Origin of the sequence: Streptomyces cellostaticus, from assembly GCF_001513965.1 — a bacterium.
GTDB lineage: Bacteria > Actinomycetota > Actinomycetes > Streptomycetales > Streptomycetaceae > Streptomyces > Streptomyces cellostaticus.
Genome location: NZ_KQ948019.1, coordinates 298,343 through 321,220, shown reverse-complemented (window position 1 = coordinate 321,220; position 22,878 = coordinate 298,343). Strand labels below are relative to the sequence as shown.

Genomic DNA, 22,878 nt, shown 5'->3' with positions numbered 1-22,878 from the left:
GGCGTCGTCGGGCGCGGGGGTGGGGTGATCGGGGGTGGGGGGCAGGTGGTCAGGGGCGGGGGTCGGGTGATCAGGGGCTGGCGTCGGGTGATCAGGGGCTGGCGTCGGGTGGGCAGGGGCGGGGCTCGAGGGGTCAGGCACAGGGGTCAGCTGGTCAGGCGCGGGGCTCGGATGATCAGTTACGGGGGTCGGCTCGTCGGGCTCGGCGGTCGGGTAGCCGGGCGCACGCGTCGTATGACCTGCCACGCCGGTCGGGACGTCGGCCACACCAAGCGAATCGCCGACCACGCCGGTCGGGACGTCAGCCACGCCGGTCGGGACGTCAGCCACAGCAAGCGAATCGCCAGCCACGCCACTCGGTTCGTCGGCCTCGTCGGCTGCCGGCAGGCCCTTGCGGCCCCGGTCCAGGCCTCGCTGGAAGGCTCCGAAGATCGCCCGCATCTCCTCGGCGTCGACCTCGCGCTCCGGAGCGGCCGGACGGGGTGGCGGATCGTCGCGCAGCTCCCGGACGAGGGAGGCCTGGCGGGTGCGGGTGGGCAGGGCCGGGACGGTCTCCGGTGCGGGGGCGTCCGGCGTGGGGGCCTCCGGCGTCGAGGCGTCCGGCGTGCGGGCGTCGTGCCGCGAGGGCGCGGGTGCGGCGGCGGGCGGCGGTGCGGACCGCTTCCTGGTGGGCAGCTCCAGCACCGGCGCTCTCCGCTCGACCGGCCGCGGCAGCTCGACCGACCCCGACTGCTCGGCAGAACCCGACCGCTCGCCAGAACCCAGCCGCCCGACCGACTGCAGCCGCTCCGCCGGCCCCGGCAAGTGCGCCCCCCGCTCCCGCACACCGGCCCCGGCGGACGGCGCCCCCGCGGGCTCCACCTCCGCCAGTACCCCCTCCGGAAGGAGCACCACGGCCGTCGTACCCCCGTACGGCGAGTCCCGCAGGGTCACCTCGATGCCGTGGCGGGCGGCGAGACGGCCGACGACGTACAGGCCGAGCCGGTCGTGCCGGGTGGGGTCGAAGGCCTCGGGGTCGGTGAGGGTGCGGTGGGCCTGTGTGCGCTGCTCGGCGTCCAGGCCGAGCCCGCGGTCGTCGATCTCCAGGACGAAGCCGCTGCCGACCCGCCCGGTGCGCAGGGTGACCTGGGTGTGCGGCGGCGAGAACACCGTGGCGTTCTCCAGGAGTTCGGCGACGAGATGGACGACGTCGGCGACCGCGTCCGCGGCGACGCCGGCCTCGGGCATCGGCGGCACGACCACGCGCGCGTAGTCCTCGATCTCGCTCACCGCCGAGGCGACGACGTCCGCGACGGGCACGGGCCGGCGCCAGCGGCGGCCGGGCGCCGAACCGGAGAGGATGATCAGGCTCTCCGCGTGCCGGCGCATCCGGGTGGTCAGATGGTCGATGCGGAACAGCTGGCGCAGGATGTCCGGGTCGTCCGTACGCCGCTCCAGCATGTCGACCAGCTTCAACTGGCGGTGCACCAGCGCCTGGTTGCGGCGCGCGATGTTGAGCAGGACCGCGAACAGGCCCCGGCGCAGGGTGGCCTGTCTGACGGCGGCCTCCACGGCGGCCAGGCGCGCGGTGTTGAAGGACCGCCCGACCTGGCCGATCTCGTCGTCCCTGAGCTCGTCCGAAGCGAGCGGCGGCGCCTCGGCGAGCGCGTCCACCTCGTCACCGGCGCTCAACCTCCGCATGACGTCCGGAAGCTGCCGTGTGGTCAGCACGTCGGCGGCGTCCCGCAGGGTTTCCAGGCGGCGTGAGACGCGCCGGGCACCGCGCACCGCGAACCACAGGGACACGGCGACGGCGGCCAGCCCGACCGCGCCGACGACGGCGGCCTTGGTCAGCTCGTGGTAGGCGAAGGCCCGGCCGCGTGCGGCGGAGTTCTCGGCGGACCGGGTGCACAGCTGCATATAGCGCTTGACGGCCCGGTCGGTGGTCGTCCGCCAGGTGTCCGCCGCGACGGCCTCCCCGGCCCGCCCGGCACCGGCGCGCAGCAGTGCGTCCTCGCCCCGCACCAGCGAGCGGTACAGGTCCTGGCGCTGGAACTCCTCGAACAGGCCGCGCGAGTCGGCGGGCAGGTCCGGTACGTACGTCCGCTCGAAGACGCGCCGGTCCTCGATGGTCGCGGTCAGGGTGTCGTACTGCCGGTCGGTCAGGGTCCCGGCCGCCCGCGCCCCGGCGACCAGGGCGTCCTCGCGGGACACGAACTCCCGTACCCGGACCAGCTCGATGACGACCTGCGCTTCCCGGGCGAGCTGCCCGGCCTGGAGCGCGGTGAGCGTGGACTCGACGTCGAAGCCGGGTTCGACCAGCGCGCTGTACTGGTCGACCGCCCGGTCCCAGGTGATGTCCCTGGACAGCACGCGCTCGCGCAGCCCCTCCAGCTTGCCGGTGGCGGCGACCATGGTGTCCAGAGCCTGCCGCTGCCGGTCCGTGAGCCGGTCGCGGTCGCCGTCCCGGACCGCCTGCCGCATGGCTTCGACGGCCCGGTCGGTACGGCGCTGCTGCCCGAGCAGGTCGCCCGCCGCGGCCGTGTCGAGGCGGGCGCCCAGATAGGCGGCGGACATCCGGCGCTCGATCTGGATCTGCCCGATCGCGGTGTCCACGGGGGTGCCGAAGTCCTCGTACACCCCCTGGAGCCGGATCAGCGCGCGCAGTTCGGCGGTGACCGACACCATGGCGAAGCTCCACAGGGCCATCAGGGCGACGGCCGGGGCGAGGGCGAGCGCCACGATCCTCGTGCGGACGGTGGTGGGACGGCCGACGGGCCAGCGCATGAACATACCTGCCGGGGTTACCAGTCAGTAGCAGTGGAAATTCCGGCACAACCTACGGGATCGTCACCTGCTCCGCAATGGTGACCTGCGGTAACCCCGAGTCACCTGCCGGGCAGGGCAAAGGCGGTGACCACCGCCGCGTGGTCGGAGGGCCAGTCGTTGCCCGCGACGTCGGGCCCGGGGCACGGTGTGCCGGTGACGAGGGTTCGCGCGTCCCGCACCGTCAGGCCGCCCCGGTGCAGCACGTAGTCGATCCGGTCCTGCGGCTCGGGCCGTCCGCTGCCGTCCTCGTGCACCGGGTGGATCGGCGACCAGGTGTGCCCGGGCTCGGCCACCGGGTCGGGGTGGGCCTCACGGTAGGAGTCCGCGAAACCCGCGTCCGCCGCCGCCCGCGTCACCGGCCACTCCACGTCCGGCCAGTCCAGGTGGGAAGGGCAGTTGAAGTCGCCGACGAGGACGACCGGAACGCCTTCGGCGGAGGACTCGGCGATGCGGCGCAGCGCGTCCCGCATCTGCCCGAGCCTGACGTCCTCGTGGGCGATCAGCTCGGGCGCGCCGAGCCCGTCGAAGGCGGCCTCGTAGGGGCCGTACGGCGTGTAGTGCAGGTGGGCCGTCCACACGTCGACCTCGTGGCCGGGCGCGACCTCGATCCGCACGCCGGCGGCGCCGTAGAAGCCGACGTCCGGGTCTCCGAAGCGGGCGGTGATGGGGTGCCGGCTGATGACGCCGAGGTTCTCCCCGGCCCGGTGGTGGTGCCAGCCGAGCGCCTCGGCCAGCTCCTGGGCGGCCGTACCGGCGGTCTCCTGGAGCCCGACGACATCGGCCCCGCTCTCCAGGACGGCCTTGACCTGCTTGGCGCGGTGGTCGTCCACCTCACTGCCGCCGAGCCACAGGTTCCAGCTCATGACGCGGAGTTCGGGTGCGACCATGCGGCGCAGTTCCTCGGGTGTGACGCCGACGAGGCTGTCGCGCACGGTCCGCCCGGGTGCCGCGCCGATCGGCGCGAGGGACGGCACGGCGAGTACGGCGCACCCGGCGGCCTCGGCGGAGGCCACACCGGTCTCGGTGTCCTCGACGGCCACGCAGGCGGCCGGTTCGACGCCGAGGGCCCGGCAGGCGGCCAGATAGGGGTCGGGGGCCGGCTTGGTGCGGGCGGTGTCGTCGGCGGTGACGGAGACCGCGAACCGGCCCGCGCCGAGGGCGTCGAGCACGACGTCGGCGACGGCGCGCGGGGACGCGGTGACCAGCGCGGTCGGGATGCCGGAGGCGGCCAGCGCGTCCAGCAGGTCGAGCGCGCCGGGGCGGGGCACGATCCCGGTGCGGACGCGGTCGGCGAACTCCCGGTGCAGCTCGGCCGCGAGATCGGCGTCGGCCCGGCCGGTGGTGGCGGCGAGCCAGGCGGCGGTGTGCTCGACGGGCCGGCCGAGCACCTCGGGCTGGTCGGCCTCGGTCAGCGGACGTCCGGCGACCTGCTCGACCGCCTCCCACCACAGGCGCTCGGTGTCGACGAGCGTGCCGTCCATGTCGAACAGGACGGCCTGCAGCGGGAGTACAGGGGTGTGGGGGGTCACGTTGTTGTCGTTCCTCACTTCTGGATACGTTCGGCCACCAGCACGGGGCGCTCGGGCAGCGACACGCCGACCGCGGCTCCGGCGCCGAGCCCGGCGGCCTCGTGGGCGGGCAGGTCGGCCTTGGCCTCGGTGCCGTCGGCGAGCCGTACGGTGACCCGGACGACGGCGCCCAGGAAGGCGGTGGCGACCACGCGGGCGCTGCCCTGCTCGTCGGCCCGCACCTGGACGGCCTCGGGCCGCACCAGTACGTCGACTTCGCCGTTCGGCGCCTCGCCGTCGGCGGGCAGCCGCTGCCCGAGCACCTCGACGGTGCCGTCCTTCAGCTCGCCCGGGATCCGGCTCATCGTGCCGACGAACTCGGCGACGAAGGCGGTGGCGGGGCGGCCGTACAACTCGGCGGGCTCGGCGCACTGTTCGAGCTGCCCTGCGCGCATGACGGCGACCCGGTCGGCGACCGAGAGAGCCTCCTCCTGGTCGTGGGTGACGAAGAGGGTGGTGATGCCGAGTTCCTGCTGGAGCCTGCGGATCTCCTCACGCAGGGTCAGGCGCACCTTGGCGTCCAGCGCGGACAGCGGCTCGTCGAGCAGCAGGACGCGCGGGCGCAGGGCGAGGGCGCGGGCGAGCGCGATGCGCTGCTGCTGCCCGCCGGAGAGCTGGTGCGGGTACCGCTCGCCCTTGTCGCCGAGCCCGACCAACTCCAGCAACTCGGCTGCGCGGGAGCGCCTTTCGGCCGTACGGACCTTGCGCATGCGCAGTCCGAAGGCGACGTTGTCGACGGCGTTGAGGTGCGGGAAGAGGCTGTACGACTGGAAGACCATCCCGGCGTCCCGCCGGTGGGCCGGGACGTGGGTGACGTCCTCGCCGTCCACCAGCACGGCTCCGGAGTCCGGGTGTTCGAACCCGGCGAGCATGCGCAGCGCGGTGGTCTTGCCGCAGCCGGACGGGCCGAGCAGGGCCAGGAACTCCCCCGGGCGGACGGTCAGGTCGAGCCCGTCGAGGGCGACGGTGGCCCCGAACTCCCTCCGCAGCCCCCGGAATTCGACGGTGGCCGCCTTCTCGGCGGTGGCCTTCTCAAGCGTGGTGACGGTCATGGTTCATCCCCGGGAGGAAGCGGTTCGGGTACGTCCGCCGGCACCGGCGAGCGCGAGCAGCAGGGCCCAGGTGACGAGCAGGCTGAGCACGGACACGGCGACGGACATCTGGGCCTGCGAGCCGCCGACGTTGTAGATCCACACGGCGAAGGGCTGGTAGCCGAGCAGGTGGGAGACGGTGAACTCGCCGAGCACCAGCGCCAGCGTGAGGAAGGTCGCGTTCAGCAGGGCCCCGCGCAGGTTCGGCAGCACGGCCCGCACGAGGGCCTGCGGCCAGGAGGCCCCGCAGCTGCGGGCGGCCTCCACGAGGGTGCGTACGTCGATGGCGCGCAGGCCCGCGTCCAGGGCGCGGTAGACGAACGGCAGCGCCATCACGACGTACGCGAGGACCAGCACTACGGGGAAGTTCTCGTTCTGGATCACCACGAACGTCTCGAACAGCGGCGTCCGGGACAGGTGCTCCGGGCCCCACTTCAGCACGGTCACGATCCCGGCGACGAACGCGATCGGCGGCACCACCAGCGGCAGCGAGCACACCACCTCCACCACCGGCCGCAGGCGGGGCGCGCCGAGCCGCAGCGCGACCACGGCGGGCACCATCAGCAGCAGGACCACCGCGATGGTGGCCACGGCCAGCTCCAGCGAGAGCAGCAGGCTGGAGGTGAAGCCGTCGGCGGACAGGATCTGGGTGTAGGCGTCGAAGCTGACGCCGTGGCCGGGCACGTCGACCGTGAAGACCACGGACGCGGCGAGCGGCACCAGGAAGTACAGGGCGGCGAGGCCGAGGACGGCCCAGCGCCAGGGGGTCAGGCGTCGAGCCATCGGGCGCTCCGTCGTTGCAGGGGCAGGTACACGGCCATCACCAGGCCCGCCACCAGCACCATGTCGAGGCTGAGGGCGAGGGCGACGTTCTCCTGGCCGACGAGCACGTTGCCGGAGAGGGCGTCGGCGATCTGCAGCGTGACCAGCGGGACCGCGCTGCCCACCATCGCGGCGGCGGTGGCGTAGGCGGCGAAGGCGCTGCCGAAGAGCAGGACGAGACCGCCGAGCAGCGAAGGCGCCAGGACGGGCAGGGCCACGTGCCGCCAGTACTGCACACCGGTGGCGCCGTTGTTCAGCGCGGCCTCCCGCCACTGGACGCGCAGGCCGTCCAGGGCCGGGGTGATGGTGAGGACCATCAGCGGGATCAGGAAGTACAGGTAGACGAGGACCAGGCCCCAGAAGCTGTAGAGGTCCCAGCCCTTGTCCGTGAGGCCCAGGTGCACGGTCAGCACACCGGCGTTGCCGAGGGTGGCGACGAAGGCGAAGGCCAGCGGGACACCGCCGAAGTTGGCCAGCACGCCGGAGGCGGTCAGCACGGCCTCGCGCAGCGCGCGCGAGCGGGAGCTGACCACGGCCTGCGCGAGGGGCAGCCCGAGCAGGGCGCCGAGCGCGGCGGAGATCGCCGACAGCTTGACGCTGCCGATCAGCGCGGTGAGGTACGGGCCCTGCAGCGAGGTGGTCAGGTTCCCGCCGGTGTAGGACGTGGCGCCGGTGACCTGGTCCTTGGCCGTGAAGGCACCGTCCAGGATCGCGAAGGCGGGCAGGCCGAAGGCGATCGCCGTGAACACCAGCAGCGGGACCACGGCGAGCCAGCCGGGGGCGCGGCGCCGCCGCTTCGCCGAAGCGACGGGCGCCACGTCCGCACGCGTGAGAGCGGCGGTCATCCGGAGACGGCCTTACCCCAGCCCTGAGCGATGACCGTCTTGGCCTTGCTCTGCTGGGCCTCGGTCGGGAAGGACGGCGTGCCGGTGACCTTCGGGAGCTTGGCGGAAGCCGTCTTGTCGAGGGTGCCGGCCTTCTCCATGGCGGTCATCAGGGCCGGGCGGGCGTAGCCCTTGAGCCACAGGTTCTGGCCCTCGGCGCTGTAGAGGTACTCCTGCCACAGGCGGGCGGCCGCCGGGTGCGGGGCGTCCTTGTTGACGGCCTGCGAGTAGTACTGGGAGAACTGGCCGTCGGTCGGGACGGCGACCTTCCAGTCGACACCCTTGGACTTGAACTCGTCGGCGTAACCGGCGTTCAGGTAGTCCCAGTCGATGCTGATGGGCGTCTCGCCCTTCTCGACGGTGGCCGGGGTGGACTCGACGGGCGTGTAGTTGCCGTTCTTCTTCAGCTTGGCGAAGAAGTCGAGGCCGGGCTGGATGCTGTCGAAGGAGCCGCCGTTCGCGAGAGCGGCCGCGTAGACGCCGCCGAAGGCCGAGCCGGACTTGGTCGGGTTGCCGTTGAGCGCGACCTGGCCCTTGTACTGCGGCTTGAGGAGGTCCTTGAAGGTCGTCGGGCAGGTCTTCACCCGCTTGGCGTCGCAGCCGATGGAGATGTAGCCGCCGTAGTCGTTGTACCAGCGGGCCTGCGGGTCCTTCTGGCCCTCGGGGATGTCGCCGTAGGAGGCCACCTTGTAGGGCGCGAGCAGGCCCTGCTGGGCGGCGCTGAGCGCGAAGGAGGAGCCGAGGTCGAGGACGTCGGGCGCCCGGTCCTGGCCCTTGCGGGAGGTGACGGCGTTGATCTCGTCCTGGCTGGAGCCGTCGGGGCTCTCCACCTCGATCTTGATGCCGTACTTCTTCTGGAAGCCGTCGATGAGGGCGCCGTAGTTGGCCCAGTCGCGGGGCAGCGCGATGGCGTGCAGCGTGCCCTCCTTCTTGGCCGCCTTGACCAGGGCGTCGAGACCGCCGAAGTCGGCCGCCGAGGTGGCGGTGGCGGCGCTCTTGCCGTCCTTGGTGGTGGACGCGTTGTCGGGAGCGGCGCCGCAGGCGCTCAGCGCGAGCGCGGCGACGACGGCGAGGGAGCCGCCGAGGACGGCGTTTCTCGGCAGGGACACTGTCACTGTCACTCCAGGGGTGCACATGAGCAGGCAGGGAGATAAGACGAGGACAACTTGTCTGAACAAGTTGCGTCACAGTACGCCCGTCACAGGTGTCCTGTCTGTAAACCGTGGCGAAACTTTGAGCCCTTGTTGTCTGCACAATCCAGACCGTTACAGATCACGCTCAGGTCTCGATTAGGCTGGTCACGCTGTGCACAGCGACCTACGCAGAGGGGAAGCATGACGGCGCGACACGAGGAGATCGCCGACGAGCTGCGGCGCGCGATCGACCGCGAGGAGTACACGGTCGGCAACCTGCTGCCCTCGGAGTCGGAGCTGGCGGCGCACTACGGCGTCTCGCGCGGCACGGTCCGCCAGGCCGTCGCCGCCCTCACCGCCGAGGGTCTGATCGGCTCCCGTCAGGGCGCCCGGCGCGTCGTGCTGGCCAGCCGCCGCAGCCAGAGCTTCGAGGAACTGCGCAGCTTCGCCCAGTGGGCGCGGGCCATGGGCCGCGAGGCCACCGGGCACGTGGTGGCGCAGGAGTACCGCCCGGCCACACAGGAGGACGCCGTACGGCTCCAACTGCCCGCCGGAACACGGGTGTTGCGCGTGCTGCGGGTGCGCGGTCTGGACGGCGAGCCGGTGCTGCTGGAGCGGACGGTGTACGCGGACTGGATCGCGCCCGCGGTCGAGGCGATCGAGCCCGACTGCCCGTCGGTGACCCAACGTCTCTACGACGACACGGGGTTGGTCTTCGCCTACGGCGAGCACGTCATCGACGCGGTCGCCTGCGGCGCGCAGGACGCCGAGTTGCTGGGGGTTCGCCGCACGAGTCCGCTGCTGCGGGTCCGCCGTGTGACGACGACCCGCGAGGGGCGACCGGTGGAATGGTCGGACGACCGGTATCGGTCGGACGCGGTGAGCTTCAGCGTGCACAACTCGATCGGGAGCAACGCGCTGGCCCGGAAGACCGCGGAGTAAAGCTCGGGGGGCTTTGTCGTGCGCCGGGTGCGGGTGCGTCGTGGTTTGTCGCGCAGTTCCCCGCGCCCCTTGAGGGGGGAACTGCGCGACCAGCCACACACGACCCGCATCCGGCGACAGTGAAAGCGCCCCGAGCTCGAATCCGCCCCTATCCCGGCGCCCCGGAAGAGAACCGCCGCAGCAACGGCGACAGCACCAGCACCGACTTGGTCCGCTCGACGAACGGCTCCCCCGCGATGCGCTCCAGCACCCGTTCGAAGTGACGCATGTCAGACGCGAAGACCTGGACGACGGCATCCGCCTCGCCGGTGACGGTCGACGCGGCCACGACCTCCTGGTAGCGCTCCAGACCCCGCTGGATGGTCTCCGGTGAGGTGTTGCGCCGGCAGTAGATCTCGACGAACCCCTCGGTCTCCCAGCCGAGCGCCGCGGGATCGACCCGCACGGTGAATCCGGTGATGGCTCCGGTGGCCCGCAGCCGGTCCACGCGCCGCTTGACGGCGGGCGCGGACAGGCCTACCAGCTGCCCGATGTCCGCGTAGGAGCGGCGGGCGTCCTCGGCGAGGGCGTGCACGATGCGTTCGTCGAGATCGTTCAGCACGTTGGGTTGATCAGCTCTCAGGTGTTGCGAGTCGGGACCGGCGAAGGCCGTACAGGAAGTAGAACACGAGTCCGGCGGCCATCCAGCACCCGAAGACGACCCAGGTGACGGTGTCGAGGCTGAACATGTTGTACGCGCAGAACAGGAAGCCCAGCACCGGCAGGACCGGACCGAACGGCACCTTGAACGTGCGCTCCAGATCCGGCCGCTTGTACCGCAGGACGACGACCGCGATGTTGACCAGGCCGAAGGCGAACAGCGTGCCGATGCTGGTGGCGTCGACGAGCTTGCCCAGCGGGATGAGGGCGGCGAGCACACCGCAGAAGAGGGACACGATCACCGTGTTGAGGCGGGGGGCGCCGGTCTTCGGGTGGACCTTGCCGAGCGCCTTGGGCACCAGGCCGTCGCGGGACATCGCGAAGAGGATGCGGGTCTGGCCGTAGAGCACGGTGAGCACCACGCTCGCGATGGAGATGACCGCACCCAGCGCGAGCAGGGTGCCCCAGAAGGTCTGGCCGGTGACATCGTTCATGATCGCGGCGAGGGTGGCCTCCGAGCCGTCGAACTTCTTCCAGTTCCAGGCGCCGACGGCAACGGCCGCGACGAGAACGTACAGCGCGGTCACGATGATCAGGGACAGCATGATCGCCCGGGGCAGGTCGCGCTTGGGGTTCTTCGCCTCCTCACCGGCGGTGGAGGCGGCGTCGAAGCCGATGTACGAGAAGAACAGCGTGGCACCGGCGGCGCTGACACCGGACATGCCGAGCGGCATGAAGTCGGCGTAGTTGCCGGACTTGAAGCCCATGAAACCGATCGCGCAGAACAGCACGAGGGCGGCGATCTTCACGCAGACCATGATCGTGTTGGCGCGGGCGGACTCGCGTGCGCCACCGAGCAGGAACACCATCGCCAGGAGGACGACGATCAGGGCGGGCAGGTTGATGAGGCCGTGGCCCTCGCCCGGGGCCGAGGACAGGACGCTCGGGATGGTGACACCGATGGTGCCGTCGAGCAGCTCGTTCAGGTACTCGCCCCAGCCGACGGCGACAGCGGCCACCGACACGCCGTACTCCAGCACGAGGCACCAGCCGCAGACCCAGGCGACCAGTTCGCCCAGCGTTGCGTACGCATACGAGTACGAGGAGCCGGCGACCGGGATACTTCCCGCCAGTTCGGCGTACGACAGGGCCGAGAAGAGAGCCGTGAGACCGGCGATCACGAAGGCCAGGGTGACCGCGGGACCGGCCTCCGGGACGGCGTTGCCGAGGACGACGAAGATGCCGGTGCCGAGGGTCGCACCAATGCTGATCATGGTCAGCTGCCACAGCCCGAGAGAGCGCTTCAGCGCCCCTCCCTCACCCTGGCCGCCCTCCGCGACCAGGCGTTCCACGGGCTTGCGACGCATGAGGCGCGCGGCGAAGCCCGGGGACGCGGGAGCGGCCGTTGGGTGGTTCTGCGGGGGTGCGCCTTGGTCGAGCACGCATGGGCTCCTTGTTCGATGCCGGTCAGGACGGGTGGGGACCGGGCAGGGGCCTGCAGGGCAGGAACCCACCGAGCGGGGTCCCCGCCACACCACGTACAGCGCAGCACCCTATGAGGCGTGCCTTCACGGGCGTAATGCAGCAACCTTGCGCATCCCCGCATGATCATTGCGTTGATCAGGCCGGTATGACAAATCGTTGCGCGTGGGCTGTCGACCGTTGCACGGGCACCCCGCCGCCGTACGGTTCACCCCTTTTCGGACTCCCCGTGACCCCGTGCACACAGACGGCCCCCGCTGTTCCCGACAGGGGAACAGCGGGGGCCGCAGGACAAGGAGTCGGGGTCAGCTCCAGCTGGCGTGCAGCGGCTTGCCCTCGGCGTAGCCGGCCGCGCTCTGGATGCCGACGATGGCCTTCTCGGCGAACTCCTCCAGGGAGCCGGCGCCGGCGTAGGTGCAGGAGGAGCGGACGCCCGCGATGATCGAGTCGATCAGGTCCTCGACGCCCGGGCGGGCCGGGTCGAGGAACATCCGGGAGGTGGAGATGCCCTCCTCGAACAGCGCCTTGCGGGCGCGGTCGTAGGCCGACTCCTCGGACGTACGGTTGCTCACCGCGCGCGCGGAGGCCATGCCGAACGACTCCTTGTACAGGCGGCCGCCCGCGTCCTGCTGGAGGTCGCCCGGGGACTCGTAGGTGCCCGCGAACCAGGAGCCGACCATCACGTTGGACGCGCCGGCCGCGAGGGCCATGGCGACGTCGCGCGGGTGGCGGACACCGCCGTCGGCCCACACGTGCTTGCCGTACTTCTTCGCCTCGGCGGCGCACTCCAGGACGGCCGAGAACTGCGGGCGGCCCACGCCGGTCATCATGCGGGTGGTGCACATGGCGCCCGGGCCGACACCGACCTTGATGATGTCCGCGCCCGCGTCGATCAGATCCTTGACGCCCTCGGCGGAGACGATGTTGCCCGCGACGATCGGCACCTTCGGGTCGAGGGCGCGCACCTGCTTGATCGCGCTGATCATCGACTCCTGGTGGCCGTGCGCGGTGTCGATGACGAGCGTGTCCACGCCCGCGTCGAGCAGTTGCTTGGCCTTGCCCGCGAAGTCGCCGTTGACGCCGACGGCGGCGGCGATGCGCAGCTTGCCCTGCGCGTCGACGGCCGGGGTGTACAGCGTGGCGCGCAGCGCACCCTTGCGGGTGAGGATGCCGGCGAGCTTGCCGTCCTTGTCGACGGCCGGGGCGTAGCGGCGGTTGTGCGCGTCCAGAGTGGCGAAGGCCTCGTGCGGGTCGATGTCCGCGTCGAGCAGCAGCAGGTCCTTGGACATGACCACTTCGAGCTGGGTGAAGCGGTCCACGCCGCTCAGGTCCGCGTCGGTGACGACACCGACGGGCCGGTGGTCCTCGTCGACGACCACACCGGCGTTGTGCGCCCGCTTGGGCAGCAGGGCCAGGGCGTCGGCCACGGTCTGGTGCGGGGCCAGCACGATCGGGGTGTCCAGCACCAGGTGGCGGCTCTTCACCCAGGAGATGACGTCGGTGACCACGTCGATCGGGATGTCCTGCGGGATGACCACCAGGCCGCCGCGCCGGGCGACCGTCTCGGCCATACGGCGACCGGCGATGGCGGTCATGTTGGCGACGACGAGCGGGATGGTGGTGCCCGTGCCGTCCGGCGAGCCGAGGTCCACGCCCTGACGCGAGCCCACCGCGGAGCGGCTCGGCACCATGAACACGTCGTCGTACGTCAGGTCGTACGCGGGCTGGATGTCATTGAGGAAACGCACGTGCTGCACATCCCAGTCGATCAGAGGTGACCCCCCCGACGGGTGCGCCAGGGGGAAAAGAGCACGTACTTCATTGTCCCATGACGGGGCCCCTGTCGTGTCCCGACAGAACCTCCAGGCTGTCCGGAGAGGGCCTAGGAGGATCCTCCAAGGGTCAGGACGACGGCCAGCGCCGGAGTGCGGTCGACCGCCTCGGCGAAGACGTCCTGCGCGGTCCGCCACTCGTCCGGGTTCGCCTCGGCGTACGGCCGCCAGCCCCGCACGACGACCAGCAGCCCCTGCTCGACGGCGCCCTCGGGCCAGACCGTGTGGTCGCAGAGGGAGTCGGCCAGCGCGTCCCAGTTGCGGCCGAACCAGTCGGGCAGCGCCAGGGCCCGGGCCGTCCGGTCCATCAGGCCGGCCTTCTCCGTGACACCCCCGAGGTCGAGGGTGACCGCGAGCCGGCCTGCCAGGTCTTCGCTCATCTCAGCACCGCCCGGAACGACTTGTAGTGATCATCGGTGTAGTAGATCTCCGCGCCCTGTCCGGTGACAAGGCGCCGCGCCCCGCGGTCGCGCGAGCCGGGCGTCCGCACCGTGTACTCGTGGTAGTAGCCACGCTGGCGCCTGGGCAGCAGCCCCTCGAAGTTGCCGAAGACGACCCCGTCCCTGGCGTACGGGAAGGGGCCGCCCTTGTCGATCAGGGCGAGGGTCTGCCGGGCCTCGGCCGGGAGCCGGGACTCCTCGACGGTGGCCATGCCCCGGGCCCACGCCGGGGTGGAGGCGCCCGGAGCCGTCGCGGTGCCCGTGTGCGACGAGCACCCCGTCAGCAGGACGGAGAGACAGACCAGCAGTCCCGCGAGCGCCCGCGGGACGCGGCGCAGGACCGGTGGGGGGACGAACCGCAGCAGCATGCCGCGATGCTGCCACGACCGTCCCGTCACTGCGTCGCCACGCCCCGCCGTCACACCCCGTCCGGGTCCGCGCGGCTGAGCGCGGGCCTCGGCGTCGGTCCCGCCGTCATCAGGTAGTCCGCGGCCGAGGTGTCCGTGACCAGGCTGGTGACCAGGCCGGAGCGCAGCACCGCGTCGATCGCGGACGCCTTGCGCTGCCCGCCGGCGATCGCCACGACCTCCGGGATACGGCGCAGCTGGTCGGCCTTGACCGTGATACACCGCTCCCCCAGGTCCCGACCGATCCGGCGCCCCTCGGCGTCGAACAGGTGCGCGGACATCTCGGCGGCGACACCGAGCGAGGCGTAGTGCGCGCGCTCCTCGTCGCTGAGCATGTCGTGCACCGTCGAGATGCCCGGCTCCCAGGAGCCGATGGAGACACAGGCGACCGTGACCTTGTCGAAGTACTCGTAGGCCCGGGCGATCCCGGTCTGGTTGCGCAGCGCCGCCGCGGTGGCCGCGTCCGGCAGCAGCATGGGCGCGTAGATGGGGTGCGCGTCACCGCCTGATACCTGCGCGGCCCGCCGCACTGCCTCCACCGAGCCACGCTCGGCGGTCCCCGCGTCGTACACGCCCGTCAGCTGCACCACCGTGCACGGCGGCAGCCGGTCGAGGGCCGCCGCCATGTGGATGGTGGACCGGCCCCAGGCCAGCCCGAGCACGTCCCCCTCGTTGACGAGTTCGCCGAGCAGGTCGGCGGCGACCTCGCCGAGGTTCTCGGGGTCGGGGGTCTCCTCGGCCTCGGCCGGGGACTCCACCACGACGGCGTGCCTCAGGCCGTAGCGGGCGCGGAGCGCGTCGGAGCGCTCGGCGTCCAGCTCGGCCGGCACGCGGATCTCGATGCGTACGAGATCCCGTTCGAGGGCCGTCTCCAGGACCCGGGCCACTTTGAAGCGGCTGACGCCGAACTCCTCCGCGATCTGGATCTTGGACTTCCCCTCAAGGTAGAAGCGGCGGGCCATGGCCGCCGCCTGCACCAGCTCAGCGGGTCCCATCCGCATGGCTGACCGGCCCGCCGACATACCCGACACGGCGATCTCCTCACTGCTGTTCACACTCTGGATTCGCCGTTCATCCTTGCAGATTCGGCGCAACTGATCCGCCCTGATGGGCGCCGTTCACTCAAGCGTTCATGTATCTGTGGCTCAGTGGTCGCATGCCCAGGACGCCTTGGCGGTGGCCGTCTCCGCCTGAGCGCGCAGCGCACGCACCGCTTGAGCCGGGTCCTCGGCCCCGTACACCGCCGAACCGGCGACGAAGACGTCCGCCCCCGCCTCCGCGCACCGCTCGATCGTGGACGCCGAGACACCGCCGTCGACCTGCAGCCACAGCTCCAGACCGTGCTTGGTGATCAGCTCACGGGTGCGGCGGATCTTGGGAAGCATGATGTCGAGGAAGGCCTGGCCGCCGAACCCCGGCTCGACCGTCATGATCAGCAGCATGTCGAGCTCCGGGAGGAGGTCCTCGTACGGCTCGATCGGCGTCGCGGGCTTGAGCGCCATGGAGGCGCGGGCACCCTTGGCACGGATTTCCCGGGCGAGTCGCACGGGCGCGGCGGCGGCCTCCACGTGGAAGGTGACGGACGAGGCGCCCGCCTCCACGTACTGCGGCGCCCAGCGATCGGGGTTCTCGATCATCAGGTGGCAGTCCAGCGGGGTGCCCGTCGCCCGGGCCAGGGACTCCACGACCGGCACGCCGAGCGTGAGGTTCGGGACGAAATGGTTGTCCATGACGTCGACGTGGAGCCAGTCGGCTCCCTCGACCGCCTTCGCCTCGTCCGCGAGGCGGGCGAAGTCGGCGGACAGGATGCTGGGGTTGATCTGCGCGGCCATGACCCAAGCCTGCCATGTCCGGGGCACTGATGTTCGCGCCGGTCCACAGGCGAGACCGTTCATCATACTTATCGGACCGTACGCGCACGTGCCTGTGGACACCGTCGGGCGCTCCCGCCTCACGCGGTGAGCTGGTAGATGCTCTTTCCGGTGAGCCAGAACCCGAGGACGAGACAGATGATCACGATGGCCTGCTGCTGGTGCGCCTTCATCCACGCACGCAGGCGCAGCAGACGGGCCTTCGCCTGCGTGGGCGCGAGCACCACGTACAGCTCGACGGCGACCAGGGTCGCGCTGCTGAGCAGGCAGAACGCGAAGAGGACGAGCCAGGTCGTGGAGTGGGACAGGTCCGCGGACACCACCGTCGTGGCCCCTGCGGCGACCATGCCCCAGGGCTGCAGCAGCACCGCCAGGCCCGCCGAGGCCCACACCGAGCTGCGGTCGGCCTCGGAGGTCAGGCTCGGCGGCTCCGGGCCCCGGCCCCGGGCCCGTGCCGCGACCAGCTGCCGGCGCCGGTACTCGCCGTAGACGACGAACGACACGCCGATCGCCAGCTTCACCGCGAGCACCGCCGTCGACGCCGGTGCGCGCGGTGACGGAGGCTGTCCGCCGGTCAGGGTCAGCACGAGGGCGATCACCACGACCAGGCACGCCAGCCAGCTCAGGATGAAGACGAGTCCCTTCCACACGCCCCGCTTCGACGCCACCACCAGGACGAACGCCATGAGCGGCAGGGGATCGAGGGTGATGGCAAGGGCGATCAGCAGCAGATCGAGGACCATGGCGACCCCACCGTGTCGGGACACGACGAGCGTAAGCGGAGGCGGCCGGCCGCACCTCCCGGCGGCGGCCGGCCGGTGCCGTCAGCCGGTGCGGCGGATGAGCGCCAGGTACATCGCGTCCGTGCCGTGCAGATGCGGCCACAGCTGCACGTCCGGGCCGTCGCCGAGCGCGGGGACACCGGGCAGCAGCGGCCGGGCGTCGATGAGCTCCGCCTCCGGGTACTGCTTGAGCACGTCGGCGACGACCGCCCGGGTCTCGGCGAGGTGCGGCGAGCAGGTGGCGTAGCCGACGACCCCGCCGACGCGCACCGAGTCCAGCGCGGTGCGCAGCAGGGACCGCTGGAGCGGCGCGAAGCTTTCCAGATCCTCGGGGCGGCGCCGCCACCGGGCCTCGGGGCGCCGGCGCAGCGCGCCGAGGCCGGTGCACGGCACGTCCATCAACACGCGGTCGAAGCTGCCGGGCCGCCACGGCGGCCGGGTCCCGTCGGCGGCGATGACCTGGTACGGCCCCGGGTTGCCGTGCAGGGCCTTGGCCACCAGACCCGCCCGGTGCGGCTGTTTCTCGGAGGCGAGCAGCGCGGCTCCGCGCTCGGCGGCGAGGGCGGCCAGCAGCGCGGCCTTGCCGCCGGGACCGGCGCATCCGTCGAGCCACTTCTCGTCGGGCCCGTCGACGGGAGCGTTCGCCAGTGCGAGGGCGACCAGCTGGCTGCCCTCGTCCTGCACCCCGGCCCGCCCCTCGCGCACGGCCTCGACGGCACCCGGCTCACCGCCCTCGGCGAGCCGCACCGCATACGGCGACCAGCGTCCCGGCACGGCTGCGTCCTCGCGCAGCAGTTCCTCGGTGGTGGCCCGCCCCGGCCGCGCGACCAGCGTCACCTCGGGCCGCTCGTTGTCCGCCTCCAGCAGGTCCTCGATACCGGCCCGCCCGCCGCCGAGGGAGTCCCACAGCGCGGAGACGACCCAGCGGGGATGCGAGTGCACGACGGCGAGATGGTCCTCGGGATCCTCGTCATAGGGCGGCGCGACCTTTTCCAGCCACCCGTCGAGGTCGTTCTGGGCGACCTTGCGCAGCACGGCGTTGACGAACTTGGCCCGCCCGTCCCCGAGCACCACCCGCGCCAGCTCCACGGAGGCGGACACGGCCGCGTGCGTGGGAATCCGCGTCCCGAGCAGCTGGTGGACGCCGAGGCTCAGCACGTCGAGCACCGGCGGGTCGACCTCCCGCAACGGCCGGTCTACACACGCGGTGATGACGGCGTCGTACGTCCCCTGCCGGCGCAGCGTGCCGTACACCAGCTCGGTGGCGAGGGCGGCGTCCCGCGTGTCGAAGTCGCCCTTCTCACGCGCCTTGCGCAGCAGCGGCGGCAGCACGAGGTTGGCGTACGCGTCCCGCTCGTCCACGGCGCGCAGCGCCTCGAAGGCGAGGATGCGGACGGGGTCCTTCTGGGGACGGCGGTAGGGCTTGGCGGGCTTGCGCGGCCGCCGGGACTGCTCGCTCACGAAAAAGGTGCTCCGGATGTGAAGATGGGGGTGCGGTTCCCAGCGTACGCCGGGGCACCGTCACCCCCGCCTTGCGGGGCCTCAGCCTCCGAGCTGCTCCCCCTCGGCGATACGCACCCCGCGTGCCCAGTCCGCGGCCCGCATCGGCTTCTTGCCCTGTGCCTGCACCCACAGCAGCTCGACGGCGTACGAGCCGGTGCCCACGTGCACGCTGTTCTTGCCGACCACCGGCTGCCCGGGGGCGAGGTCGGTCCGCTCGGGCACCGGCGTGACCTGGATCAGCTTCAGCCGCTCGCCACGGAAGGTGGTCCAGGCGCCGGGGGCGGGCGTGCACCCGCGCACGACCCGGTCGACCCGCAGGGCGGGCGCCGCCCAGTCCACCTGGGCGTCCTCGACGGTGATCTTCGGCGCGAGGGTGATGCCCTCGGCCGGCTGCGGTACGGCCTTCAAGGTGCCGTCCTCGATGCCGTCCATGGTCGCGGCGAGCAGCCCGGCCCCGGCGAAGGCGAGCCGGGTGAGCAGGTCGCCGCTGGTGTCGACGGGCCGGATCTCCTCGGTGACGGTGCCGTAGACGGGCCCGGAGTCGAGCCCCTCCTCGATGAGGAAGGTGGAGGCGCCCGCGATCTCGTCGCCCGCCATGATGGAGTGCTGCACGGGCGCGGCCCCGCGCCAGGCGGGCAGCAGCGAGAAGTGCAGGTTGACCCAGCCGTGCGCGGGGATGTCCAGGGCCGCCCGGGGCAGCAGGGCGCCGTAGGCGACGACGGGACAGCAGTCCGGGGCGATCTCCGCCAGCCGCTCCAGGAACTCCGGGTCGCGCGGCTTGAGGGGCTTGAGCACCTCGATGCCAGCCTCCTCCGCCCGCTCGGCCACGGGCGACGCGACCATCCTGCGCCCCCGCCCGGCCGGCGCGTCGGGCCGCGTGACGACGGCGGCCACCTCGTGCCGCCCGGAGGCGATCAGAGCGTCCAGAGCGGGAACGGCGACCTCGGGGGTACCGGCGAAGACAAGCTTCATATGCGGGATCGGGCCTCTCGGGCGGGGATTGGACGGGCAGCGCACCAGTCTATGACGCCGCCGACGACGAGGACGCGGCAACTACGGACGACGTCTACGACGGTGACGGGAGGACTGCGGGCGGCGTCTACGACGAGGGCGTGACGACTACGGACGAGCCCTACCACGAGGACGTGACGGCTACGGACGGCGTCTACGACGGTGACGTGACGACTGCTGGCGGCCTCTACGACGAGGACGTGACGACTGCGAAGGACGTTTACGACGGTGACGGGAGGACTGCGGGCGGCGTCTACGACGACGACATGGCAACGACGGACGACGCCTGCGACCACGGCGTGGCGTCAACGGACGAGCTCTACGACGACAACATGGCGTCAACAGACGAGCCCTACGACGACAATATGGCGACAACGGACCACGCCTGCGACGATGGCACGGCGACCGCGGAGCGAGAGCCGCCGACGGCGAGCGCCCCCACAGGTTGTCCAGCTTCTCTGCCAACTGGAAACGGGTGGTGCGCGGGCGGGAGAACGGCGTACGCATATGCCCACACGCCCCCACACCGTGACCAGCGGAGCGCCCACGCGTTGGTCAAGAGAGAGTTGACCACTTGGGGCCGCTGTCACGGCCCAATTTCTTTCAACGCCGGTTCGAGAGGCTTGTTCATGGCCGACCACGCAACCCACGACGCCCAGGCCCGGGCCAGCCTGCACTTGCTGGTGCGGGACATCGAGCGGGTCCGCCGGCAGGTGGACGCGCTGCGCACGCTCACCGCCCAGTTGGGCAACGTCTACCGCCCGCGCCGCTCCGGCCCGTCCACGGGCTTCGTCGTCTACGGGCGCGCCCCCGCACCGACGGTCCGCCTCGCCCAGGAACTCCGGGACAGTGTCGAAACCCTGGTCACGGCCGCCGTGGACTTCGACCGCTCACTCGGCTTCTCCTGGGACGCGGTGGGCTCTGCGCTCGGGGTCACCAAGCAGGCGGTGCACCGCCGTTACGGCGCCCGCCGCGCCGCCGCCCAGGCCACCGCCGAGGCCGACCGGGCGACGGAGCCGTCCGGCACCCGCACGCTCAATGTGAGCGCCGGCCTGCCCACGGTGCCGACGGTCCCCGCGGCCCGCTCCATGCCGACGCAGCCGACCGCAGGCAGCCCGACGCTCCGCGACGACGCACGGCCGACGGCCTTCCCCGGCCCGCGCAACGGCTGACCCGCCCGAACCCTGCCCTCCCGGGAGACCTCCGGGAGGGCAGCCGTATGCCGGGCAGCCGTATGCCGGGCCATCACCGAAGCGCCGCGCCGTCCGCGCCCGGCAGCGGCACTCAGCCGATGTCCGGTGGATCGATCCGCACCCGCACCGGCTCCCCGCTCCCGCGCGCCATCCGCGCAGCCTGAGCGGTCTTCAGGGCGGTGGCCAGCGTGGCCCCGCTGCCCGGCGGCACCCGGACGAGCGCCCGCTCCCAGTGTTCCCCGGGAGGCGCCGCACCGGGCCTGCGCGCCCGTCCGGGCAGCGTGGGCGGCAGCGGCACAGGGCCCAACACCTCTGCGTCCGGCGGCAGTTCCACCGCCCCCAGGAACTCGGCGACGGCCGTCGGCGTCCCGGACACGGCCGCCATCCGCGACACCGGGGGGAACCCCAGTTCGGCCCGCTCGGCCAGCTCGCGCACGGCATGCCCCACGGGGTCCCACCGCACCAGCGCCTGCACGGGCCTGAGGGTCGGCTCGGCCACGACGACCACGGTCCCCCGCTCCCCCTGCGGCCGCACCAGCGCCCCGGCCGCGATCCACCGGCGCAGCGCGTCCTCACCGGCCCGCAGGTCGGGCCGCCCGAGCATGGCCCAGCCGTCCAGCAGCAGGGCGGCCGCGTAACCGCCCTCGGCAACCGGTTCGGCTCCCGGGGTACTCACGACCAGCGCGGGCGTGCCCGGGACCGTGTCCAGTACATGCTCACGCCCCGAGGTGCGCACCGGTACAGCGGGAAAGGCCCGCCCCAGCTCCTCGGCGGTCCGGCGCGCGCCGACGACCTGGGCCCGCAGCCGGAAGCCGCCGCACTCCGGGCAGTGCCAGGCGTTCTCCTCACGCCCGCACCAGTCGCACCGCAACGCGCCCGCGTCCTGCGCCTGCAAAGGTCCGGCGCAGTGCCGGCATCGCGCGGGCGCCCGGCACTGCGCGCAGGCCAGGCGTGGCACATAGCCGCGCCTGGGCACCTGGACCAGCACCGGTCCGTGCTGGAGCCCCTCGCGGACCACCTGCCAGGCGAGGGTGGGCAGCCGGGCGGCGCGGGCCGCCTCGTCGCGTGCGAGGTCGTCGTCCCCCACGGTCCGCACCAGCGGCGCGGCCCGCCGTACCTGCTCCCGCCCGGCGGCCAGGGGCCGCGCCCAGCCGCTCTCCACGAGCTGCGCGGCTTCGACGGTGCAGCTCCAACTGCCGGACAGGAAGCCGCACTTGTCCAGGGCGGCCCGCAACAGCAGCACATCGCGCGCGTGCGGCTGAGGAGCATGCTGCTCACTGTGACTGTCGTCCCCGTCGTCCCAGATGGCGACGAGCCCCAGGTCCTGCACGGGTGCGAACATGGCCGCCCGCGTGCCGACCACGGCCCGTACGGCTCCCCGCCGCACCGCGAGCCACTGCGCGTACCGCTTCTCGGGCCCGGCGTCCGCAGTGAGCAGCACATGCCGGCCCTCGCCGAGCAGCGCGGTGAGCGCGGCGTCGACCCGGGTGGCGGCCCGCCCGTCCGGCACGACGACGAGCGTGCCGCGTCCTGAGGCGAGCGTCGCGGCGACGGCCCGGGCCAGCTCCTCGCTCCACAGCGGCCCCGGCAGGGCGTTCCACACCGCCCTGGGCGCACCTCCGGACGCCAGCGATTCCAGGAAGGCACCCCCGTGCTCGTACCGCGCCCACGACCCGGCGGCGGGCGCGGCCGGCGGCGGCAGGGGTGCGGGCGACGGCCGCCGCTCGGCCCGCGCGCTGCGCGGCGGCACGGCCAGCTGGAGCACATCGGCGAGGCTGCCCGCGTACCGGTCGGCAACAGCCCGCGCGAGCCCGAGCAGTCCCTCGCTCAGCACGGGCTCGGGCGACACGACCTGGGCGAGGGCTGCCAGCGGCCCCGCGTAGTCGGACTCGGTCCGCCGCTCGATGAGGAACCCGTCGATGAGCCCGCCGCCCTCGCGGCGCCCCTCCCGCACCCGGTGCCGCCCGGCCCCGAACCGGACCCGCACCCTGACCCCGGGCTGCGCCTCGGCGTCCAGTTCCTCGGGCACGGCGTAGTCGAAGTACCGGTCGAGGTGGAGCACGCCCTTGTCCACGAGCACGCGCGCCACGGGCCGCTCCTTGGCCAGGGCGGCCCCCCGCCACGTGCGCGGCTTGGCCCGGGGCACCTTGGCCCCGCGCACGCTCTCCCGGATGAGCGCGAGCTGCTCCGGCGGCGCCCCTTCGGCCCCGCCGTCCCCTTCTGACCGGGGCGACCCGTTCTCGCTGCTCACGCCTGCATTCTTACCAAACGGCACTGACAGACGAGCCGGCGACCGACGCCCGCCCGAGATCCAGGTCGGCAGCGGGGTGCCGTTCGGCGCTTCTGCCTTGGGCCGCTCGGCCATACCGGTCCCACAACGGGACCGGCAGCAGGATTCGAACCTGCGAGGGGATCACCCGGAAGTACCCGCGTCCTTCGCACCGGGCGGCGTCGGTGGCCTCAGCGTAGG

The 22,878-nt window shown here is 72.4% G+C and carries 19 protein-coding genes; 2 read left to right on the top strand and 17 right to left on the bottom strand.

Features of this window, described 5'->3' with window-relative positions; translation table 11 throughout:
• The 6 genes from AQI88_RS48465 to AQI88_RS12970 all read right to left on the bottom strand — a co-directional run.
• A partial coding sequence (locus AQI88_RS48465; RefSeq protein WP_279616541.1) for a nitrate- and nitrite sensing domain-containing protein occupies positions 1-2,766 on the bottom strand: 2,766 nt, incomplete at its 3' end.
• 101 nt (positions 2,767-2,867) lie between these two features.
• Entirely contained in the window at positions 2,868-4,337 is a 1,470-nt protein-coding gene (locus AQI88_RS12990; protein WP_066997201.1) for an HAD-IA family hydrolase, read from the bottom strand.
• A gap of 14 nt (positions 4,338-4,351) precedes the next feature.
• Entirely contained in the window at positions 4,352-5,428 is a 1,077-nt protein-coding gene (locus AQI88_RS12985) for an ABC transporter ATP-binding protein (RefSeq protein ID WP_066996917.1), read from the bottom strand.
• Positions 5,429-5,431: 3 nt separating this feature from the next.
• Positions 5,432-6,250, bottom strand: a complete 819-nt coding sequence (locus AQI88_RS12980) for an ABC transporter permease (RefSeq protein ID WP_066996914.1) — start codon at positions 6,248-6,250, stop codon at positions 5,432-5,434.
• Positions 6,235-7,134 carry an ABC transporter permease gene (locus AQI88_RS12975; protein ID WP_066996911.1) on the bottom strand — a complete coding sequence of 300 codons (900 nt, stop codon included), beginning with the start codon at positions 7,132-7,134 and terminating at the stop codon, positions 6,235-6,237. Before AQI88_RS12975 ends, AQI88_RS12980 begins: the two co-directional genes overlap by 16 nt.
• Positions 7,131-8,288, bottom strand: coding sequence for an ABC transporter substrate-binding protein (locus tag AQI88_RS12970; RefSeq protein WP_066996908.1), 1,158 nt, complete (start codon positions 8,286-8,288; stop codon positions 7,131-7,133). Before AQI88_RS12970 ends, AQI88_RS12975 begins: the two co-directional genes overlap by 4 nt.
• Positions 8,289-8,507: 219 nt before the next feature.
• On the opposite strand from AQI88_RS12970, the gene AQI88_RS12965 reads away from it, so the two are divergent.
• Positions 8,508-9,248 (top strand): GntR family transcriptional regulator, encoded by a 741-nt coding sequence (locus tag AQI88_RS12965; RefSeq protein WP_066996905.1) that lies wholly within the window; start codon positions 8,508-8,510, stop codon positions 9,246-9,248.
• 148 nt (positions 9,249-9,396) lie between these two features.
• On the opposite strand, the gene AQI88_RS12960 is transcribed toward AQI88_RS12965, so the two are convergent.
• The 10 genes from AQI88_RS12960 to fmt all read right to left on the bottom strand — a co-directional run bounded on the left by AQI88_RS12960 (position 9,397) and on the right by fmt (position 19,176).
• Positions 9,397-9,849 carry an Lrp/AsnC family transcriptional regulator gene (locus AQI88_RS12960; RefSeq protein ID WP_046726552.1) on the bottom strand — a complete coding sequence of 151 codons (453 nt, stop codon included), beginning with the start codon at positions 9,847-9,849 and terminating at the stop codon, positions 9,397-9,399.
• Between the two features lie 10 nt (positions 9,850-9,859).
• Positions 9,860-11,329 carry an amino acid permease gene (locus AQI88_RS12955; protein ID WP_079057535.1) on the bottom strand — a complete coding sequence of 490 codons (1,470 nt, stop codon included), beginning with the start codon at positions 11,327-11,329 and terminating at the stop codon, positions 9,860-9,862.
• A 345-nt stretch (positions 11,330-11,674) separates the two neighbouring features.
• Positions 11,675-13,117 (bottom strand): GuaB1 family IMP dehydrogenase-related protein, encoded by a 1,443-nt coding sequence (locus tag AQI88_RS12950; RefSeq protein ID WP_066997195.1) that lies wholly within the window; start codon positions 13,115-13,117, stop codon positions 11,675-11,677.
• A 134-nt stretch (positions 13,118-13,251) separates the two neighbouring features.
• Complete coding sequence (locus tag AQI88_RS12945; protein ID WP_066996902.1) at positions 13,252-13,581, bottom strand: barstar family protein; 330 nt, start codon at positions 13,579-13,581, stop codon at positions 13,252-13,254.
• Positions 13,578-14,009 carry a guanyl-specific ribonuclease gene (locus AQI88_RS12940; RefSeq protein ID WP_066996899.1) on the bottom strand — a complete coding sequence of 144 codons (432 nt, stop codon included), beginning with the start codon at positions 14,007-14,009 and terminating at the stop codon, positions 13,578-13,580. Before AQI88_RS12940 ends, AQI88_RS12945 begins: the two co-directional genes overlap by 4 nt.
• Positions 14,010-14,059: 50 nt before the next feature.
• The gene (locus AQI88_RS12935; RefSeq protein WP_066996896.1) at positions 14,060-15,103 is read right to left on the bottom strand and encodes a sugar-binding transcriptional regulator; all 1,044 of its coding nucleotides are present in this window, start codon (positions 15,101-15,103) and stop codon (positions 14,060-14,062) included.
• Positions 15,104-15,193: 90 nt separating this feature from the next.
• Positions 15,194-15,880 carry a ribulose-phosphate 3-epimerase gene (rpe, locus tag AQI88_RS12930; protein ID WP_066996893.1) on the bottom strand — a complete coding sequence of 229 codons (687 nt, stop codon included), beginning with the start codon at positions 15,878-15,880 and terminating at the stop codon, positions 15,194-15,196.
• 119 nt (positions 15,881-15,999) lie between these two features.
• Complete coding sequence (locus AQI88_RS12925) at positions 16,000-16,686, bottom strand: GAP family protein (RefSeq protein WP_317935870.1); 687 nt, start codon at positions 16,684-16,686, stop codon at positions 16,000-16,002.
• A 57-nt stretch (positions 16,687-16,743) separates the two neighbouring features.
• Complete coding sequence (locus tag AQI88_RS12920; protein ID WP_066996887.1) at positions 16,744-18,162, bottom strand: RsmB/NOP family class I SAM-dependent RNA methyltransferase; 1,419 nt, start codon at positions 18,160-18,162, stop codon at positions 16,744-16,746.
• A gap of 81 nt (positions 18,163-18,243) precedes the next feature.
• The gene (gene fmt / locus AQI88_RS12915) at positions 18,244-19,176 is read right to left on the bottom strand and encodes a methionyl-tRNA formyltransferase (RefSeq protein WP_066996884.1); all 933 of its coding nucleotides are present in this window, start codon (positions 19,174-19,176) and stop codon (positions 18,244-18,246) included.
• 668 nt (positions 19,177-19,844) lie between these two features.
• On the opposite strand from fmt, the gene AQI88_RS12910 reads away from it, so the two are divergent.
• A complete protein-coding gene (locus AQI88_RS12910) occupies positions 19,845-20,387 on the top strand; it encodes a hypothetical protein (protein ID WP_066996880.1) in 543 nt (180 codons plus the stop codon).
• A 112-nt stretch (positions 20,388-20,499) separates the two neighbouring features.
• Here the strand turns inward: AQI88_RS12910 and AQI88_RS12905 are convergent, their stop codons facing one another.
• Positions 20,500-22,659, bottom strand: a complete 2,160-nt coding sequence (locus AQI88_RS12905; RefSeq protein ID WP_066996879.1) for a primosomal protein N' — start codon at positions 22,657-22,659, stop codon at positions 20,500-20,502.
• Positions 22,660-22,878: the final 219 nt, after the last annotated feature.

Excerpts from the sequence above, each read along its gene's own strand:
- AQI88_RS12975 (WP_066996911.1), bottom strand. The coding sequence starts at position 7,134 with ATGACCGCCGCTCTCACGCGTGCGGACGTGGCGCCCGTCGCTTCGGCG.
- AQI88_RS12945 (WP_066996902.1), bottom strand. The coding sequence starts at position 13,581 with ATGAGCGAAGACCTGGCAGGCCGGCTCGCGGTCACCCTCGACCTCGGG.
- AQI88_RS12980 (WP_066996914.1), bottom strand. The coding sequence starts at position 6,250 with ATGGCTCGACGCCTGACCCCCTGGCGCTGGGCCGTCCTCGGCCTCGCC.
- fmt (WP_066996884.1), bottom strand. The coding sequence starts at position 19,176 with ATGAAGCTTGTCTTCGCCGGTACCCCCGAGGTCGCCGTTCCCGCTCTG.
- AQI88_RS12940 (WP_066996899.1), bottom strand. The coding sequence starts at position 14,009 with ATGCTGCTGCGGTTCGTCCCCCCACCGGTCCTGCGCCGCGTCCCGCGG.
- AQI88_RS12985 (WP_066996917.1), bottom strand. The coding sequence starts at position 5,428 with ATGACCGTCACCACGCTTGAGAAGGCCACCGCCGAGAAGGCGGCCACC.
- rpe (WP_066996893.1), bottom strand. The coding sequence starts at position 15,880 with ATGGCCGCGCAGATCAACCCCAGCATCCTGTCCGCCGACTTCGCCCGC.
- AQI88_RS12910 (WP_066996880.1), top strand. The coding sequence starts at position 19,845 with ATGGCCGACCACGCAACCCACGACGCCCAGGCCCGGGCCAGCCTGCAC.
- AQI88_RS12965 (WP_066996905.1), top strand. The coding sequence starts at position 8,508 with ATGACGGCGCGACACGAGGAGATCGCCGACGAGCTGCGGCGCGCGATC.